This is a genomic window from Romboutsia sp. 1001713B170207_170306_H8 (assembly GCF_015550495.1).
GTDB lineage: Bacteria > Bacillota > Clostridia > Peptostreptococcales > Peptostreptococcaceae > Romboutsia_E.
This window is the reverse complement of sequence record NZ_JADNAX010000002.1, coordinates 226,282-245,414: the sequence shown is the minus strand read 5'-3', so window position 1 is coordinate 245,414 and position 19,133 is coordinate 226,282. Positions and strand designations below refer to the sequence as shown.

Sequence of the window (19,133 nt, the reverse complement as noted above, 5' to 3'; positions counted from 1 at the left end):
TGAAGCTTTAATGAAAGCTTTTGATAATGATACTAAAACATACTGGGCATCTAGAAAAAATAATAGTGATGATTTTAAAAATGAAATAGTAGTACAGTTAAAAGAAGCTACAGTTTTAGATAGGTTAATATATGGTGGAACTCCATCGTGGCAAAAAGGTTATGCAGAAGAATTTGAGATATATGCATCAAACACTACTAAAGGTGATACCTTTAAATTAGTAGCTACAGGAGAGCAAGCAGCAAGCCATGATATAAAAGAAATAACTTTTGAACCAACTGAATTTAAAAGAATAAAGTTTGTATTTAAAAAAGGAAATTTAAATCAAGCAGCCTGCTCTGTATTTTGGTTATATAAAGAAGACTCATTACCAAGTATTATAAATAATATATTTACAGATGGTACAATGGTTAAGTTAAAAGATGAATATAACAATATAGATGTAATAAATGATTTAGAAAAAGAAGTTAATAATCATCCTTTAAAAGATCAACTAATATATGCTATAGACTTAGCTAAGGAAATTCTACAAGGTGATAAAGATTATTCAGATAGTACTTTTACAGTAATGCAAAATGGTGATACACACTTAAAAGCTACAAATAATTTACTTATGTCAAGTTTTGGAAATGACTTTCAATCAACTGGGATAGTTGCAAAACCAGGAGAAGTATTTAATATATTTGTTGAAGCAGAAGATGGCAAACCACTACCATCAATAGTATTTTCACAACAGGAAGGTCACTATGGCAATTGGAGAAGAAACTATCAATTAAAGAAAGGTATGAACACAATAGTAGTACCAGAAATTTATAGTGATAGTTGGTCTCAAAAAAGTGCTAAAGGTGGAGCTGTATACTTAGTAAATAAATATACAGAAGAACAACAAGGAAAGGCACCAGTAGTTCGTATAGATGGAGGAGAAAAATTCCCACTATTTAATACTGGTGATAACCAAGAAGAATTTTTAAAAGAGTTAAAAGAATATAAGAAAAAATTAGATGAAAATCCAGATACAACTGTAGATATATTTGAGTTTAATACAAAAAGATTGATGCTTACAGGAACTGCAAAAGCAGCGTACCAAGTATATGTAAATGAAGGAATTGATATTGAAGAAAGTATTGCTACTTGGGATAGTCAATTAGAAGAAGCCATTACATTTGCAGGATTAAAAGATGACGAAAGTGACCTTACAAATGATTCTACTAATATTAGAGGAACAATAAGATTAATGCAACCTTATGGAGCAGCTTATGCAGCAGGGGATCATGTAGGTATTCAAAGACATATACAAGAAATAATACTAAGGCCAGATAAAAGTAGTATGAATAGTATTATATGGGGAACTATTCATGAGTTTGGCCATCAAATGGATATAAAGCCTAGAACTTGGGGAGAAGTAACTAATAATATGTGGGCAAACTATGCATCAATAAATAATGGTAAGGGAGATAGAGTTCCTTATAACAATATATATAGTATGCTAGCACCGAAAGAATCTACAAAAGGATTTGAAGACTTTAATCTTGATCAAAAACTAGGAATGTTTTGGCAGTTACAAATAAAGAAAGATACTTATTGGCAAGAATTAGAAGCTATGTATAGAGAAAGAAGACCTAATCCAAAGGATTATCAAGAAAAGAAAGATATACTTGCAACTTATTCATCAGAGGTTATAGGTATGAATTTAACACACTACTTTGAAAAGTATGGATTTACTTTATCAGAAGAATGTAAAAATAATTTAAAAAGATTCCCTAAATCAAATGAGAAAATATGGTATCTAAACACTAATGCAATGAAATATACAGGTAATGGATTTGTAATTAGTGACACTGATTTAGAAGTTTCATTATCTAAATTAGATTCTGGTATAAAACTAAGTATGAATATAAATGAAAACATGAAAGACGATTTACTTGGTTATGAAATCCTAAGAAATGGAGAAGTAATAGGGTTTACCTCAAGTAATAGTTACATAGATACTAATGCAACTCATGAAGAGAATATTAAGTATGAAATAATTCCTTATGCACTTAATTTAACAACTGGAGATAAGGTTGAAGTAAACTCATTTACACCAAGCATAAGCATACAACAAGATGAATTCACTATAGGACTTAGAGAAGAATTTGAACCAATGGATTATGTTAAAGCACTTAATCATAATGGAGAAAATATAACATCTAAAGTTAAGGTTGAGCATAATGTAGATACTAATCAACAAGATATTTATGAAGTTAAGTACATAATAACTGATGAAGGAATAACTACAGAAAAAGTAGTAAAGGTTGAAGTAGTAAGTAAATACGATTACTTATCAGATAGTGAATGGAAAGCTGTTGAAACTCAATATGGTAGCCCAAGAAGAAATAAAGATATAAAAGGTAGAATAAATGGAGATATTAAAACATTTGAAAAAGGTTTTGGAATACATGCAAATGGTAAGATAACTTATGATTTATCAGGTAAAGATTATGATAATTTTGAAGCTTTACTTGGAGTTGATATGAACATATCTGCTCAAGATAAATCAAGTATAACGTTTAAAGTTATTGGAGATGGAAAACTCTAGCAACTACAAGTGTTTTAAAGCATGCTAATAATATGGTAAGTATAAATGTCCCAGTTAAAGGTGTAGAAGAATTAGTTATAGAAGTTCATGATGGTGGAAATAGAAATACATCTGATCACGCTGTAATAGCTAATCCTAAATTAACTACAAATAATACAAAACCGAATATAGATGTTAAGGATAAGACTTATCTTTTAGGTGAAAATGTAGATATAATGGAAGGTATAACTGCAGAAGATACAGAAGATGGAGACTTAACTTCTAAAATAGAGGTAGTTTCTAACACTTATGAAGACGGAAAAACGGGTAGATTTGAAGTTTTATATAGAGTTACAGATAGTGATAATAACGTAACTGAAAGAAAAGCATTTATAACTATATATGAAAACTTTACAGTTAATAAAACTAAATATGGTTCTTTTGATAATCTATCTGAATACAACAAAGAGTTTAAATTACCTATAGTATCTGCAAAAAATAATGCAGGTAACTATGGCTCAAGTGTAATAGGTTACGCAATAGATGAAAATATTAATACTCACTGGGAAACTAATAGTCCGAACAGTAGCTCATTTGAAAATGAAGTTATATTTGATTTAGGTGAAAATGTAGATATAGACAAGATGACCTATGCTTCTAGAAGAGGTGGTAAAGGATTTGCACGTAATTTTGAAATATATGTTTCAAGCAAATCAGAGGGAGATGACTTTATACTAGCAGGTAAAGGGGCATATGATGGAAGTGTAAATGATGTTATAGAGTTCAAATTATCTAAATTTGATGTGAGAAGAGTTAAGTTTAAATTTATAAATGCTCACCAAAATTGGGCTTCAATAGGTGAAGTAGCATTTTATAAAGAAGATGTTTTACCTGATAAAATAAATAATGATTTATTTATAGATGCTAATAAAACTGAAGTAAATGAAGAATACAATACTTTAGAAAAATTAGAAGTTTTAAGAGAAGATATTAAAAATCATCCAGCATTTAGCTTATTTGAAGATGATTTAAATAAAGCAAAAGAAATAATAATAGCAAAATTCCCGACTTTAAATGTTGAAGAAAATACTTTTGTTAAATTAAATAGTGAATTTGATTTGATGAGTAATGTAGTTGCTAATGACCAAGAAGATGGAAATATAACTTCAAATGTTAAGATTAATACTAATGAATTTACTACAAGTAAAGCTGGAGAATACGCTTTAACTTATACTGTTACTGATAGTGACGGAAACTCTACATCAAAAGAGAGAAAAGTTGTAGTTTATAGTGAGAATAAATATTTATCTGATATGGATTGGGAAGTAGCAACATCTGGATGGAGAAGTGTAAACAAAGATAGTGCGGTAGCTTCAACTAATAAAATAAAGCTTAATATAGATGGTACTATAAATGAATTTGATAAAGGTATAGGTGCTGCTACAAATGCAGAAATAGTTTATAATCTAGATGGGAATTACAGTTACTTTACAACTTATTTAGGAACAGATAAAAACTATAATGATAATAGAACAAGTATAATATTTAGGATATTTGCAGATGGTGAAGAAATTTATACTTCTGATGTAATAAGAAAAGATTCTAAAGCTGAATTTGTAAGTTTAGATATAACTGGGGTGAAAGAACTTAAGTTAGTAGCAGATGATGCTGGAGATGGAGGTCTTGGAGACTTTACTTCATGGGCAGATACTAAAGTTTACACTACAAACTCTAAACCACAGTTAACTATACCAAAATCAATATCTACTAAATTAGGAGAAGTAGTAGACTTAAATGAAAGTTATAGCGCAATTGACACAGAAGATGGAGACATAACTTCTAATATTGAGGTAAGAGGTAAAGTAAACTTTAATAAACCAGGTAAATACCCTATAATATACACTGTTACTGATAGTGATGGTAATAAAGTAAGTAAGACTAGAACTATAGCAGTAGTTAATATGGATGATAATAAATACTTAACTGATTATGAGTGGAATTCTACTCAAAATAGCTATAAATCTCCTAATAAAGATAAATCTATAAGTGGAAATACAATAAAGCTTACAGATGAAAATAATCAAGAAGTAGTTTATGAGAGAGGTATAGGTGCTCATTCAACTTCAACGATAATATATGATTTAAGTGATAAAGACTATGCATACTTTACATCATATGTAGGTGTGGATAGGGCTATGTTTGGAACTGTTGGTTGTGTAAGTTTTGAAGTTTATGTTGATGGTGAGAAGAAATTCGATAGTGGAGTCATGAATTCAAGAGAACCACAAAAGTATGTTGAAGTAGATATAAATGATGCTAAAGAGTTAAAGCTAGTAGTGACAGATGGAGGTAATGGACAAGGGTCAGACCATGCATCTTGGGCAGATGCTAAACTGCATTTTGCGAACGCTGAATCAAGCGTAGATTTAAGTGAAGTAGTAAGTATAGAAGATAAATATCTTAAATCAAGTATAAAGAAAGTACTTAATTTATCTAGTGATAATATAACAGTTGGTGATATGCAAAAAATTACTAGTTTAAATGTTCAAGGAGCTGAAAGCTTAAATGGACTACAGTATGCGAAAAACTTAGAATCATTAAATATAGAATATAATGAAATAAGTGATTTATCACCGATTAAAGATCTTAAAAAATTAACAGATTTAAGAGCTAATCCTCAAATAATAACATTAGGATCAATAGATAAAAAGGATAATAGAGTGACAATAGACTATGATGTTTTAAATAGAAAAGGTGAAAAGTTATCACCAATAAGTTTGACGATAAGAAACAATCAAACATTAGAAGATATTACATTAGATTTATCACAGTGTGTAGATGAAAATGGCGTAATATCTTTTGATACTACATACTTTGATTCTGTTATATATAGTGTGTATTTAGGATATGAAGATATTAATGATAACTATTTATCACAAGTATTATTTATGTTTAGTAATAAATGATTAACCTTTGCAATATCAAGTAAATGCTATATATATATGAAATATGAAAACAAAAATTGTATTCAAATTTAATTTGGATACAATTTTTTTGTTTTTGTGTCATTTACCTATAAAAGTATGTCGTTTACGAAGTATTTATAATTTTATAAAAAAGATATATTATCATTAAGATAAGAGGAGTACGATCAAAAATATTTATAAAAATAAATATTTTATTAAGGAGAGATAGTAATGATTAAAATAAAAGACAGCGATTTAATGATTATGAAGAGGATACTAGGAGATTTATATCTAGAAAATGGAAATACTGAAGAAGTGATTTTATTAAGTAAAGCTATTGATAAAATAATCCCATTAGTGAATTTAGCCAAAAAGATAGAGACAAATTTATTAAATTATATGCAGGTATAAAAGTAGAAAATACGCAAGATGTAAATAAGCTTTCAGAAGCTATAAATAAAGAATGGGAAAAAAGAAAAATATCATTTTTAGATAATGAAAATATATCAATGATAAATGTATTTTTACATTCACCAGAAGATAGTGAAGTATTTGTAGGGCATGCAGGTATCTTACTACAAATAAAAAATGAATTATTATTTATTGAAAAATATGCACCAACTTTACCATTCCAAGTTTCTAAATTTAAAAATAGATTAGAATTAAAAGGATATTTAATGGATAGACTTGATAATGATACATCTGGAAATGGTTCATCAAAGCCAATAATAATGGAGAATAATAATTTAATTAATTAGATTAAATAGCTACTAAGCAATAAGCTTAGTAGTTATTTTTTATATAATGATTTTATTAAAATTCATATCCATACAAAAATACATTTAATTTAGTATTCAGATAATCTAATGATACTTCCTTTTCATTTATTCTACTGAAGTTTTGGCTGTCATAAAATCCATAATTACATCTACTATCTGTAAATAGGTAGAAAGATTTTACATTCATACTTTTCATATAATCAGACAAATACTTAACTAAAGCTTTACCAATACCAAGTCCCCTAGATTCTTTTGATACTATAAATAGTTGAATACAACCTTGAAATTGACATTCTTTGTCTTTTAGAATTTCCTTATATGTATTTTGAATTTTTAAGAATTCTTTAATTAAAGTATGATTTGTTTTGTTATTCATTATTGATTTAATAGAACTAATGTCAAAATTAAAATTATTAACAGAATTAATTACACGGGTCTTATCATTCAGAGCACTACCTAAAATAAAACCAATTACTTTACCATTTTTTTGAGCGACCTTACAAAAAGAAGTATCTAAAATACATTCTTGAAGATACCCACTTAATACAATATTTAATAACGCTTCATCTTTAATAAAATCATAAAATCCAAAAGCTTCTCCAATTAATTCTTTGATAGTCTCGTAATCAGATTCTAATAAATCTCTGTATATTACTTTGTTCATATAAGTAAAAAGATCCTTTCATTTAATTTATATTTATACAACAATTATTGTATAATGATGATAATAATATCTACCCTTAGGGTAGAGTCAATAAAATTTAAAATTTAAGAGGAAATAATAAAAATGAAAAAAATATTTTCTATTGGAGAAGTTTCTAAAATTAAAGGCATAACAATAAAAGCTTTAAGATATTATCATAAAATGGGAATTTTAATTCCAAAGTACATTGATGAATATTCGGGATATAGACATTATTCTATAGATCAATTTGTATATATAGATATTATAAAAGGATGCAGATTATTGGGAATAAGTATAAAAGAACTTCAAGAAATTTTTCAACGATGTGATACAGATGAATTACTTGAATTTTTAGAAATAAAAAAACATGAAGCTAAAGAAAATATAAATAAGATGAACAAAGTAATTGAAAATATAGATACTCTAAAGACAAGTATAAAACTATCTAAAGAAATAGTATATAAAAATGAAATAGCAATTAAATATTTTGAAACACGTTATATAATAGTTCTACCCTGTAAGGAGGTAGGTAGTTTGAATGAATTACTTTATTATTCTGATTTAGATAAGTTAATTTTAGAAAAAAATATAAATGTATCTGTGCAAAGAGGGATTATATATAAAATAAATGATAATATAAGTCCAGAGTCTAAATATGTATTCAATATAATTGAAGAATATAAAGACATAAAAAATGATGAAAGCATAAAAATATTGCCAAAAGGAAGATACTTAACAATGGTTTATGATACAGAAAATAAGGAACAATGTATAAAAAAAATATCAGATTATATAAAGGAAAATAATATAAGAATTGATGATATTATAGAGTTTGATCTATATAATGATATTTTTAATACTAAAAATTATAATAGTCAAATTCAGATTTTTTTAGGCAACTGTGAAGTAAATTACGAGGGATTATAGTAAGAGATAGAAATACATTTCTTATATATCAGGTAGTAATATTGACATATCAGGTATAATTTGTTATTTTATGAAATATATTATAGTAAAGCTATATTTAACTTAATATTTAGAAAAACAAAAATATATATATAGATCCTAAATATTTAAGGTAGCTGAACTTATACAGATAAAAATAAATTTGGAGGAATGATAATGAAAAAGATTTTATTAGGAACTTTATTATCAGCACTTATACTAACTTTAACTGGATGTAGTACTTCTAAAGATGAAACTGAAAATATTGATAAGGTATTTGTTTATGGCAGCTTAAGAAGTGACATGTTTAATTATGATGTTTATTTAGACGGCAAAGTTAAAGAAAATAAAAAAGCTACAGTTAAAGGGGAATTATTCCATTTAGATAATAAAGGATATCCAGCAGTAGTTCCAGGTGATAGAGAAGTAATAGGAGAGTTAATGTCATTTGAAGATTTTGAATCTACATTAAAGGAGTTAGATGAACTAGAAGCATATGTAGAAGGTGAAGAAAATGAAAATGAATATAATAGAAAAGTTATAGATGTAACACTTGAAGATGGAAGCATAGAAAAAGCATATTATTACGAGTATAATCCATCAGCAGATTATAATAAAGATGACAAATTAATAGAAGTTTAAGATGGTGACTGGAAATCATATATGGAAAATATAAAAGTTGAAAGAGTATTTGTATATGGAAGTTTAAGAAGTGATATGTTCAACTATAAAACTTATTTAGATGGTAAAGTTAAAGAAAGTATAAAAGGAACAATAAGTGGAGATTTATTCTATATAGAAAATAAAGGATATCCAGCAGTAGTTCCAGGTGATGGAGAAGTTGTTGGAGAATTAATGACATTTGAAGATTTTGAATCTGTATTAGATGAACTTGATGAGTTAGAAGCTTATGAAGAAGGTAAGGAAAGTGAAAATGAATATAACAGAAAAGTTGTAAATGTAAAGATTGCAGAAGGAACTGTTATAAAAGCGTATTACTATGAATATAATCCATTAGCAGATTATAATAAAGATGATAAATTAGTTCCGGTTAAAGATGGTGACTGGAAACAATATATAGAAAATAAATAAAAATAAAAGCTGTTACAGATATGATATTTGTAACAGCTTTTTATATATTAAATTATACTAATATTTTGTTGGATAGATATCAGATAAAATCAAGTAATTTATGTATAAGGAAATAGATATAAAACTTTTCAAAAATCGATAAATGCTGAAAGATGTCATACGAAAATGTAAATCTTACTTATAAGATACTATAATATATCAAAAAAATTGATAAAACTATAAATTGGGGTACATATTGATAGGGAATTAAGGAGACAGATATGCATACATATATAAATCGAATTTATACTTTTATAACTATCTTATTTTTAATATTTATTAATGTAGAGAAAGCTTATTTATTAGAAAAAGATGATATATTATTTATTAGTTCATATAATCCAAATTTTATTAGTTTTAATGACCAAGTAAATGGAATTACTGATAGCATAGGGGAAGATATAAATCTTAAGATTGAATACATGGATTCTAAGATAGTAGGAAATGAAAATAATGAAAGAGATTTTTATAACTTACTAAAGTATAATATAAGCAATTATGAAAAATTTCAATCTATTATTGTAGGAGACGATGAAGCATTGGAATTTGCGATTAGATACAGAGATGATATATTTAAAGGTATACCTATAGTATTTTTAGTAATAGAGAATATAAAGCTTATAGAAGAATAACTTAAATATGACTTAGTATCTGGTGTAAGAGAATCTGAATCTTTAGGTGCAAATATAGAACTAATTACTAAACTTCATAAAGATGTGAAAAATATATATTATAACAGAGGATTTAAGTGTTTTAGACAGGGCAACTATTCTAGAAGATGAGGAATATTATAGAAACATAGAATTAAGTATTAATACAATTGAAACTAATGATATGAGTATTGATGAATTTAAAGAAATATTATCTACTTTAAATAGTGAAGATGGAATTATAACTATTTATCCAAATAATTTTGAAAATGATTATTGGATAGGACATAAAGAAGTAACTAAACTAATTAAAGGATATACTAGCAATGTACCCATATATAGCACTCTAGGATATAATATCGGTAGTGGTAGTATAGGGGGAAAAGTCATTAATCATTATAAACAAGGTAAAAAGCTGGAGAAATAACAAAAGCAATATTAGAAGGCAAAAATACAAATGAATTATATATATATAATGATAATGCAAATGAGTATATATTTGATTATAAGACAATGAAAGAGTTTAAAATAAAAAAGAAGGACTACCTAAAGGTTCAATAATTATAAATGATCCGATAGAATATATACTTAAAAATAAAGACGTACGTATCCCTATTTTGGTATTCACAACTGGATTAATTAGTATAATTATTACTTTGATATTTTACATTATGTATAAAATAAAATATGAAAAAGAGCTTTTAAGTGTTATAAATGAATCTAAAGAGGTTAATAGATTAAAATCATATTTTATATCCAATATAACTCATGAGCTAAGAACACCAATTACAGTTATAACATCTGTAATGCAACTTACAAAATCTAATAAATATAAAGATAACTTTATATTAAAAGAGGATAGTGCAAAGCTTATAGATGATAATTGTAATAGACTATTAAGATTGGTAAATAACATAATCGATATAGATAAATGTAAATCTGGAAACATAACTTTAAATCTAGATAAAGTAAATATAGTTGAACTTTCAGAAAGTGTTGTAACATTAATACTTCCATATATAAAAGCGAGAAATTTAGAAGTTATATTTGATACTACAGATGAAGAAATTATGATGAATATTGATTGTAATAAGATAGAAAGAGTATTACTTAATTTATTATCTAATGCAATTAAATTTTCAAAGAATGAAGGTATTATAAGCGTTAATTTGATAAAGATGAATGATATATTAAGGATTGTAGTAGAAGATAATGGTATAGGTATTGAAAATTGTAATTCACAGAAAATATTTGATAAATTTGTTCGACTGGATAATACTATGACTAGATAAAATGAAGGAAGTGGAATAGGTTTATCTATAGTTAAATCATTTGTAGACTTACATGATGGAAAGGTAAGTGTAGAGTCTAAATTAAATGAAGGTACTAAATTTATAGTGGATTTACCTATTAATATAGATAATAGAGAATATAAAGAATATAATTCACATGAAATAGTTAATAAATCCTTTCTGATATATATATTTAATATATTAAATTTTAGAAACTAAAGTTATAATTTTAGAGATAGTTGTAAAATTTATTATAGTGAATATGTAATTAAATCAATAGAAATATATACATAGTTAAGGTAGGTATAGCAGAAAATGCTAAACCTACCTTATTTTATTTAAAAAGATAAGTATAAAGTAGGATTATAATTTAAATTTGCAAAATTATAGAATTATAAAATTTATAATAAATTAAAATACAATTTAATTAATTCAAATAATTATAATTAATACAAAATTTTACTAATTACAACAAAAATATTACCATTAACATGCAATATAAGGAAAAAAAGTAAGAATATGATAGGATTTACAAAATAAAATATTTTAATACTAAGCTATTTTAACAATAGAAAATAAAACACAAATTATAGCTGGTATAAAGTAAAAATGTAAAATATAGAAGTTTATTATTTTTGGAGGAAAACTTATATGAGAAACGTAAATGGTAAGAAAACACATCAATTAAAAAATGTTGGAACTGCTACTGCATTAACAATTACTCTAGTTACATCTAATGTATCTACTTTAGCTTACGCAATTGAATTAGACTCAGATATCAATGAAGAAGTAGTTAAAGAATATATAGAAGAAGTCATTGAAGTAGAAGATAATGAGGAAATAAGTGATAAAGAAGAAGTGATTAGCAAAGATAAATTAGGCACTGAGGAAATATCTGTTGAAAATGAAGATATTCAAGAGCAAATATTTACTAAAGAAATGAGTAAATCAATAACTTTGGAAGAATTAGAAAAAGATTGGGAAATCAAAATATATTCTAGTGACCCAAGTATTGTATTCTTAGAACAATATATTGGTACAAATAAAGATATTGTCATACCAGCCGAAGTTGGAGGTAAAAAGGTTAAGTTAAGAGGTGAAAAATGTTTTTCAGATCCAAATAAAAAATCTATAATAACTAGTATAACATTTGAAGAATCAGATAATGGTGAGAAGGTACAAACACCTGTTTCATTAAAAGGTATATTTAAAGATTGTATAGCGCTTACAAGTATAGACCTAAGTGGGCTAGAGACAAATAATGTAACCAGTATGGAAATGATGTTTAGTGGATGTACTTCATTAAAAAGTGTGAACTTAGGAGTCTTAGATACTTCCAATGTAAATAATATGTCAAATATATTTAGTGGATGTAATAATTTAGAAAGTATAGACTTAAGCGGAGCAGATCTTTCAAGTGTAGAAAATATATCAAACACATTCAGTGAATGTAATAATTTAGAAAGTGTAGATTTAAGTGGAGCAGATCTTTCAAGTGTAGGAAATATATCAAATACATTCAGCGGATGTAATACTTTAAAAAGTGTAGATTTAAGTGGATTAAAAATTTCATCTAAAGTAACAAGCATATCGAGTATGTTTAGTGGATTAAATAATTTAGAAAGTGTAAAATTAAATGGACTACAGATACCAAATGTAACTAATATGTATAATATGTTCAAGGACTGTACTTCATTAAAAAGTGTAGATTTAAGTGGAGTAGACACATCAAAAGTAACTAATATGACAGGTTTATTTATAGGATGTAGTGAATTAACAGATATAAAGTTTGGTGGTGAGTTTACAACAAAATCAGTAAGTCTTATGAATAATATGTTCAAAGATTGCGCTTCTTTAGAAAATATAGATTTAAGTAGTTTTGATACTTCAAATGTCGAAAATATGTCATATATGTTTAGCGACAGTTTATTAAAGAAAGTAGATTTAAGCAGTTTTGATACTTCAAATGTAAAAAATATGAAGGGAATGTTCCGTAATACAGAATATTTAAAAGAGATAGTACTTGGTAGTACATTTAAAACACTATCAGTAACAGATATGTCATTTATGTTTTGTAATAGTGGAGTAAATAATTTATATTTAAATGAATTTGACACATCCAAAGTAACAGACATGACAGCTATGTTTGCGAGTTTAGATAATATTACTATTTTAGATTTATCTAGTTTTAATTTAAATAATAATGTTAAAACAAATCATATGTTTGCAAAGCATATTAGTGTTGCTAGTAATAGTAATGATATTATTGAACATAATTTATCTGATTTTGAAAAAGAGTTATTAGTTATTACTAAAGATAGGAGATTAAGAGAATACGATTATACAGCAGATGCTTGTTTACCAGTAGGTCCAACATTAAATGCGAATGGTGGAGTATTTGAAAATGGTGAAAAAACTTGTTCACTTTTTAATACAAATGTATTAGGAAGTATCAATGAAGCTGATATAGACAAAGAAATAGAAAATAGTTTACTAATAGTAAAAAATCCTACAAGATATGGGTACAAATTTGTATCTTGGGAAGTTGAACAAACAATAACAAGAGATAAAGCTTCTATTTTAGATAAATTAAATACAACTTATTATGCTAAATGGGAAGCTATACCAGTTACATTACCAGATGATGTACCAGTTGATACTACAGATACACCAGTTACATTACCAGATGATGTACCAGTTGACGATAAATACCAAGAAAGTAATAATGATAATAATGCAACTGAGAAACCAGAGAGTGGAAACAGTTTAAATGGATCAAATTCTGTAAGTAATGATAATCCACAAACAGGAGATGCAGGTGTCTTAGGGGGAATTGGATTAGGATTAACATCTATATTAGGTATATTTATAAACAATAGGAAGAAAAATAAATAAAGTTGTATATAAATTTTAAATCATGAATAGAATTTTATAAATTTAGATGTATTATCAAAATAAAAACTCATATCTATAATTAGATATGAGTTTTCTACTTTATAAATAATTCATATTAGGCACAAATAGGTTATTAAATTAATATTTACATATAATATAAATTTAATAACTCATAAACTAGTTACAAAAAAGTACCTAATTGAGGCTTTAACTTAATCTTGTTATAGTAAATACATAATTAAAAATAAGGTAGGTATACATAATATGAATAATAAATTAACTTATAAAATAAAAGAAGTGCTTACTAAGAATGAGTATACGGATATAATAATAAAACATAAATTAGAAGATACTGAATTAAAACTAAGCGATTCTAAGGTAAGATTTAGATATGAGCCAAAAGAAGATAAGGCTTATTTAAGTTTTGGAAATGAAAATCAATATACAGTATGTGAAGTAGAAGATGGAAATATAAATGAAATAATTATAAATGATGAATTGTTAGTTATAGAAGCTGACGAAAAATATTATCATTGCTATCTTAATAAAGATAAAATATATTAGGTAAAAAATGGGTAGCTATAATAATATGGGAAATTAAAAATAATAAAATTAGATTCGGAGAATTACAAAGAGCTATAAATGGATGTACAAAAAAGATGTTAACTCAGCAATTAGACTTATTAATTATGAATAATATCATAATAAATGATAAAAAAAGTTAAAATAAAAAATATAAAATTTATTAAACAAATTTTAAAAAGTGGACCTTATATGTCTTTTTTTGTCGTTATTATAGAGGAGTATTAATATTACTTACTATTTAGGAGGATTTTTTATGAAAGACATTTTAACGGGAACAGGATTACTGTTACTAGTATTAGCTTTATTTACTTTATTTAGTTATAAAGCACCAAAAGGTATGAAGGCAATGGGTGGTCTTGCAAACGCTGCCTGTGCAAGTTTCCTAGTTGAGGCTATTAACTACTCATTCTTTGGAGACATATTAAACTTAGATTTATTTTATAATACAGGTGCAGCCAACGGTTCTTTAGGTGGAGTTGCTGCGGGAATATTAGTACCGATATCAATGGGAGTTTCACCAGTGTATGCTGTATTAATAGGTTTAACATGCTTAAACTTCAAAATACTTCCAGGATTTATAGCTGGTTATTTAGTAGCATTTGTAGTTAAGTACTTAGAAGAAAAGGTACCAGCAGGTTTAGACTTAATAGTTATAATAGTTGTTGCAGCACCATTAGCATACTTAATAGGGGATGTAACAAGTCCTTTAGTTGATGGTACATTAGGAACTATAGGTTCAGTTTTAACATCTGCATCTAGTTCATCACCAATAATAATGGGAATTGTATTAGGTGGATTAATAACAGTTGTTGCTACAGCTCCTCTTTCTTCTATGGCTTTAACAGCTATGATAGGATTAAGTGGTGTGCCAATGGCAATAGGTGCATTATCAGTATTTGGATCTACTTTCATGAACTATGTATTCTTCTCAAAAATGAAGTTTGGTTCAAGAGAAGACAATATAGCAGTTGCTATAGAACCTTTAACACAAGCAGATATAATATCTGCAAACCCAATACCAATATATGTTACTAACTTTATAGGTGGAGCTGCATGTGGAGTTGTAGTTGCATTAATGGGATTAGTAAATAATTCACCAGGAACAGCTACTGCAATAGCAGGTCTTGCGGTATCATTTGCTTACAATCCACCAGTAAAGGTTGTAATAGCTGCTGTAGTATGTGCTGTATTATCAGCAATAGCAGGATTCATAGGATATAAAATATTTAAGAACTATAAAATAGTTACAGCTGCAGAAATAAGAGGAAATAAAGCTGTAGAAGAAAATGTAGCTTAGAATAATATTTTATATGAAAACGTATATTTAGACTATTTAATTATATATGAAATATGCTCTATATCTGCTTTTATGTATAAATTATAATAAGAGCGATATAGGGCATATTTATATATAAAAATGATATTGATTATCTATATCAAATACTATATAATATATTTTGAAATTCAAATTATAAGATTATCAATAGTATATAAGCTATTGATAATCTTATAATCAGTATCTATAAATAGAAATATAGACGATGAGAGAAGGGAGGCAGCTATGAAATATATTTTTATAAACCCAGTTGTAGACAATATGTATATAAAAGAAGAGCTAGATGAGTTATTACTTAACAATGGTTACTTAAGGATAGAAGTTGAAAATGATTGGCATAAGATTGTAAAAGAAAAGTATAATGAAGCTCTTAAATCAACAGAAAAGACACTTCTAGATAAAAGATGTCCTTTGGCTATAGATACTATTGATGAATATATAAATGAGAGTGATGTTTTTATTCCTCATATTGATCCAATTCTAATACATTGTGGTATAGAAATCGCAAATAGAAGCGACTTAAAAGGAAAGAAGAAAGTAATTACTACGCCATGTGAAAGTTTAGCTTTATATGGAAACAAAAAGAATTTAGAAGATACAGTATTCGTAAGTTGGAAAGAATTTATAAAGAATTTAAATTTACATGAAATGATTAAAGTAAAACTACTTGATAAAAGTCCTATTCCTCCAGGTTACTTTAAGTCCTTAGAAGTAAAAGTAGGAAGTATTTCAGGAAAAGAAAATATAAAAGATTACTTTAAAAATAAGTTACATAAGGAAGATGACTTAGTTGAAATGCTTTATTGTACAAATGGATGCAATAATGGAGATGGAGTGTTAATAAATGAATAGCAGTAAAATTAAAAAAACATCAATTTCTGCCATAATCCTAATTGTAATATGGGCTATAGTTACTAAGATGGAATTTGTTAGTTCTTATATTTTACCTTCACCAGAAAAGGTATTAGATAGCCTAATTAAAATGATATTGTCTGGAGAAATTTTTGAAGATATTTATATAAGTTATATAAGAGTTTTAAAAGGATTTTTCATAGCAACTTTATTTGCATTTATATTAGCAATGGTGAGAGTTATTTTTCCAAAATACAATGATTACTATGAGAATATAGTTCAATTTTTAAAAAATGTACCACCATTAAGCTTGATATCCCTTTTAATCTTATGGTTTGGTATAGGTGAAACAACTAAGATAGGAATAATAGTTTTAACTTCATTTTTCCCAATATATTTAAATACAGTAAAGGGATTTATAAGTTGTGATAAAAAATTATTAGAAGTTGGTAAGGTTTACGGATATTCAAAGTCAAGAAGCTTTTTTAAGATAAGACTTCCATATGCTATGTCAGATATATTAGTTGGAATGAGGATAGGATTAGGATATAGTTGGAGGGCTATAATAAGTGCAGAAATGATTGCAGCATCATCAGGGCTTGGTCATATGATTTTATTTGCTCAGCAAATGTCTAGAACAGATAAGGTTATAGTCGGTATTTTAGTAATAGGTGTAGTTGGTTATATAACTGATAGATTATTTGCACTTATAATCGATAAAGCTTTGAAAGGATCAGATAAAAATGGATGGAATTAAATTAGTAAATGTAAGTAAAATTTATACTGTTGAAAAAGAAAGTATAAAGGTTTTAAATGAAATAAATTTAAATATACCAGCAAATAAGATAACAGTAATTCTAGGTCGAAGTGGATGTGGAAAGACTACATTACTTAGACTTGTATCAGGGCTTGAAGAATTTGACCAAGGAGAAATTCTAGGGTATAACTCAAAAAAGACAGCATATGTTTTTCAAGAAGATAGATTGATGCCATGGCTAGATGTAAAATCTAATGTAACATTTGGCATACATAATAAGAAAGTAGACCACAGTAGAGTTGATGAAATTATTGAAACTGTGGGACTTAAGAAATTCTATAGTGCATATCCCAGTCAATTATCAGGTGGAATGAAACAAAGGGTATCTATTGCAAGAGCATTTGCATATGACCCAGACCTTATAATGATGGACGAGCCTTTCTCAGCATTAGACTACTTTACAAGAGAACAAATGCAAAAGGAATTATTAAAAATTCATAACAGATTAAAATGTTCAATTTTATTTGTAACTCATAGTATCGATGAAGCTCTTATTCTTGGTGACAAAATTGTAGTATTAGAAAAAGGAATTATTAAATCTCAATATAAAATTGATGAAAAAAGTAGTACAAGAGATTTATTAGATGATAAATTTGTCAATTTAAAAAAGCAAATAATTGATGACTTAAAAGTTATTTAATTAAAGAAACATAAACAGTGGAGGAGAAATTTATGAAATTAAGTAAATCAATAAAAAGGAAATTAACAGCAATATTTTCTGCAGGAATGATGATGACATCAATTGCTGGATGTTCAGCAACAAAAGAGTCTAGTTTAGATAAGCTAGTAATAACACATGTTACTTCACCGCTGAATGTACCGAGTATAATACAAAAGAATAAAAATATATTTGCAGATGAGTTTAGTGCAAATGGTAAAGATATAGCTATTGAGTATGCCGAAATAACATCAGGCTCAGACCAAACTCAAGCATTAGCTTCAGGAGATGTTGATATATTATATGCAGTTGGAGGAACTTCAGTAGTTTTAGCAGCAGCAAACGATGCTGATATAAAAATATTAAATATGTACAGTAGATCACCAGAAGCATTTTGTATGTATTCACTTGATGAAAGTATAAAATCAGCAGAAGATTTAAAAGGTAAAACGATAGCAGGACCAGTTGGAACTAACTTACATCAATTATTAATAGCATACCTTGAAGAAGCTGGAATGAGTATAGATGATGTTAATTATGTAAATATGGCTATACCTGATGCAAAGGCAGCCTTAGATGGAAAAAGTATTGATGTAGCATTACTTGCAGGACCTACTGCATATAAAGCAAAAGAACAGGGTTACAACTTAGTTACTAACGGAAAAGGATTAACAGATGCAGTAATAGCAGTGGCAGTTAGAGAAGATTTCTATAATGAACATAAAGAAGAAGTTGAACTATTCGTTAAAGGTCAAGAAAATATTATTAAATATATAAATGAAAACTACGATGAGACTATGGAAATAGTTGCTAATGAACTTGATTTAGATAAATCTGCAGTTGAAGAAATGTACAAGCAATATGATTTTAGTATAGAAATTACAGATGAAGACCGTAAGGCATTTCAAAATGTAGCTGACTTTATGTTTAAAACTGGAATGATAGAAGAAGAAGTTAATACAGATGAACTTTTTATAAAATAGTA

At 26.8% G+C, this 19,133-nt stretch carries 17 protein-coding genes and 2 pseudogenes; 18 read left to right on the top strand and 1 reads right to left on the bottom strand.

Annotation, left to right across the window (positions count from 1 at the left end; all coding sequences use genetic code 11):
• Positions 1–10: 10 nt before the first annotated feature.
• The 4 genes and pseudogenes from I2A66_RS17135 to I2A66_RS05825 all read left to right on the top strand — a co-directional run.
• Positions 11–3,361 (top strand): annotated as a pseudogene (locus tag I2A66_RS17135) (discoidin domain-containing protein); the annotation flags it as partial.
• Between the two features lie 317 nt (positions 3,362–3,678).
• The gene (locus I2A66_RS17835; protein WP_442970877.1) at positions 3,679–5,523 is read left to right on the top strand and encodes an NPCBM/NEW2 domain-containing protein; all 1,845 of its coding nucleotides are present in this window, start codon (positions 3,679–3,681) and stop codon (positions 5,521–5,523) included.
• Positions 5,524–5,754: 231 nt separating this feature from the next.
• On the top strand, positions 5,755–5,934 hold the full coding sequence (locus I2A66_RS05830; protein WP_147516220.1) for a hypothetical protein: 180 nt from the start codon (positions 5,755–5,757) through the stop codon (positions 5,932–5,934).
• The gene (locus I2A66_RS05825; RefSeq protein WP_147516221.1) at positions 5,877–6,281 is read left to right on the top strand and encodes a DUF4300 family protein; all 405 of its coding nucleotides are present in this window, start codon (positions 5,877–5,879) and stop codon (positions 6,279–6,281) included. The genes I2A66_RS05830 and I2A66_RS05825 overlap by 58 nt, the downstream gene beginning before the upstream one ends.
• Positions 6,282–6,336: 55 nt before the next feature.
• On the opposite strand, the gene I2A66_RS05820 is transcribed toward I2A66_RS05825, so the two are convergent.
• The gene (locus I2A66_RS05820) at positions 6,337–6,966 is read right to left on the bottom strand and encodes a GNAT family N-acetyltransferase (RefSeq protein WP_147516222.1); all 630 of its coding nucleotides are present in this window, start codon (positions 6,964–6,966) and stop codon (positions 6,337–6,339) included.
• A gap of 123 nt (positions 6,967–7,089) precedes the next feature.
• Between I2A66_RS05820 and I2A66_RS05815 the strand changes: the two genes are divergently transcribed.
• From I2A66_RS05815 to I2A66_RS05745, 14 genes and pseudogenes are all read left to right on the top strand, one after another.
• Entirely contained in the window at positions 7,090–7,914 is an 825-nt protein-coding gene (locus tag I2A66_RS05815; protein WP_147516223.1) for a MerR family transcriptional regulator, read from the top strand.
• A 195-nt stretch (positions 7,915–8,109) separates the two neighbouring features.
• A complete protein-coding gene (locus I2A66_RS05810) occupies positions 8,110–8,574 on the top strand; it encodes a gamma-glutamylcyclotransferase family protein (protein WP_195251198.1) in 465 nt (154 codons plus the stop codon).
• 21 nt (positions 8,575–8,595) lie between these two features.
• Entirely contained in the window at positions 8,596–9,024 is a 429-nt protein-coding gene (locus I2A66_RS05805; RefSeq protein WP_147516225.1) for a gamma-glutamylcyclotransferase family protein, read from the top strand.
• 260 nt (positions 9,025–9,284) lie between these two features.
• Positions 9,285–9,695 (top strand): hypothetical protein, encoded by a 411-nt coding sequence (locus I2A66_RS05800; protein WP_147516226.1) that lies wholly within the window; start codon positions 9,285–9,287, stop codon positions 9,693–9,695.
• A gap of 202 nt (positions 9,696–9,897) precedes the next feature.
• Positions 9,898–10,140 carry a hypothetical protein gene (locus tag I2A66_RS05795; RefSeq protein WP_147516227.1) on the top strand — a complete coding sequence of 81 codons (243 nt, stop codon included), beginning with the start codon at positions 9,898–9,900 and terminating at the stop codon, positions 10,138–10,140.
• Between the two features lie 244 nt (positions 10,141–10,384).
• Positions 10,385–11,224 (top strand): annotated as a pseudogene (locus I2A66_RS05790) (sensor histidine kinase).
• Positions 11,225–11,656: 432 nt separating this feature from the next.
• Positions 11,657–13,900 (top strand): BspA family leucine-rich repeat surface protein, encoded by a 2,244-nt coding sequence (locus tag I2A66_RS05780; protein WP_147516228.1) that lies wholly within the window; start codon positions 11,657–11,659, stop codon positions 13,898–13,900.
• Between the two features lie 264 nt (positions 13,901–14,164).
• Positions 14,165–14,464 (top strand): hypothetical protein, encoded by a 300-nt coding sequence (locus I2A66_RS05775; protein ID WP_122639115.1) that lies wholly within the window; start codon positions 14,165–14,167, stop codon positions 14,462–14,464.
• Positions 14,458–14,625, top strand: coding sequence for a winged helix-turn-helix transcriptional regulator (locus I2A66_RS17765; protein WP_195251312.1), 168 nt, complete (start codon positions 14,458–14,460; stop codon positions 14,623–14,625). Before I2A66_RS05775 ends, I2A66_RS17765 begins: the two co-directional genes overlap by 7 nt.
• Positions 14,626–14,738: 113 nt before the next feature.
• Positions 14,739–15,782: a PTS sugar transporter subunit IIC gene (locus I2A66_RS05765; protein ID WP_122639116.1), complete on the top strand. Its 1,044-nt coding sequence runs from the start codon at positions 14,739–14,741 to the stop codon at positions 15,780–15,782.
• Positions 15,783–16,046: 264 nt separating this feature from the next.
• Positions 16,047–16,673, top strand: a complete 627-nt coding sequence (locus I2A66_RS05760) for a hypothetical protein (RefSeq protein ID WP_195251196.1) — start codon at positions 16,047–16,049, stop codon at positions 16,671–16,673.
• On the top strand, positions 16,666–17,430 hold the full coding sequence (locus tag I2A66_RS05755; RefSeq protein WP_147516230.1) for an ABC transporter permease: 765 nt from the start codon (positions 16,666–16,668) through the stop codon (positions 17,428–17,430). The genes I2A66_RS05760 and I2A66_RS05755 overlap by 8 nt, the downstream gene beginning before the upstream one ends.
• Entirely contained in the window at positions 17,417–18,130 is a 714-nt protein-coding gene (locus I2A66_RS05750; RefSeq protein ID WP_147516231.1) for an ABC transporter ATP-binding protein, read from the top strand. The genes I2A66_RS05755 and I2A66_RS05750 overlap by 14 nt, the downstream gene beginning before the upstream one ends.
• Positions 18,131–18,162: 32 nt before the next feature.
• Entirely contained in the window at positions 18,163–19,131 is a 969-nt protein-coding gene (locus tag I2A66_RS05745; RefSeq protein ID WP_122639120.1) for an ABC transporter substrate-binding protein, read from the top strand.
• The last annotated feature ends 2 nt before the right edge of the window (positions 19,132–19,133 follow it).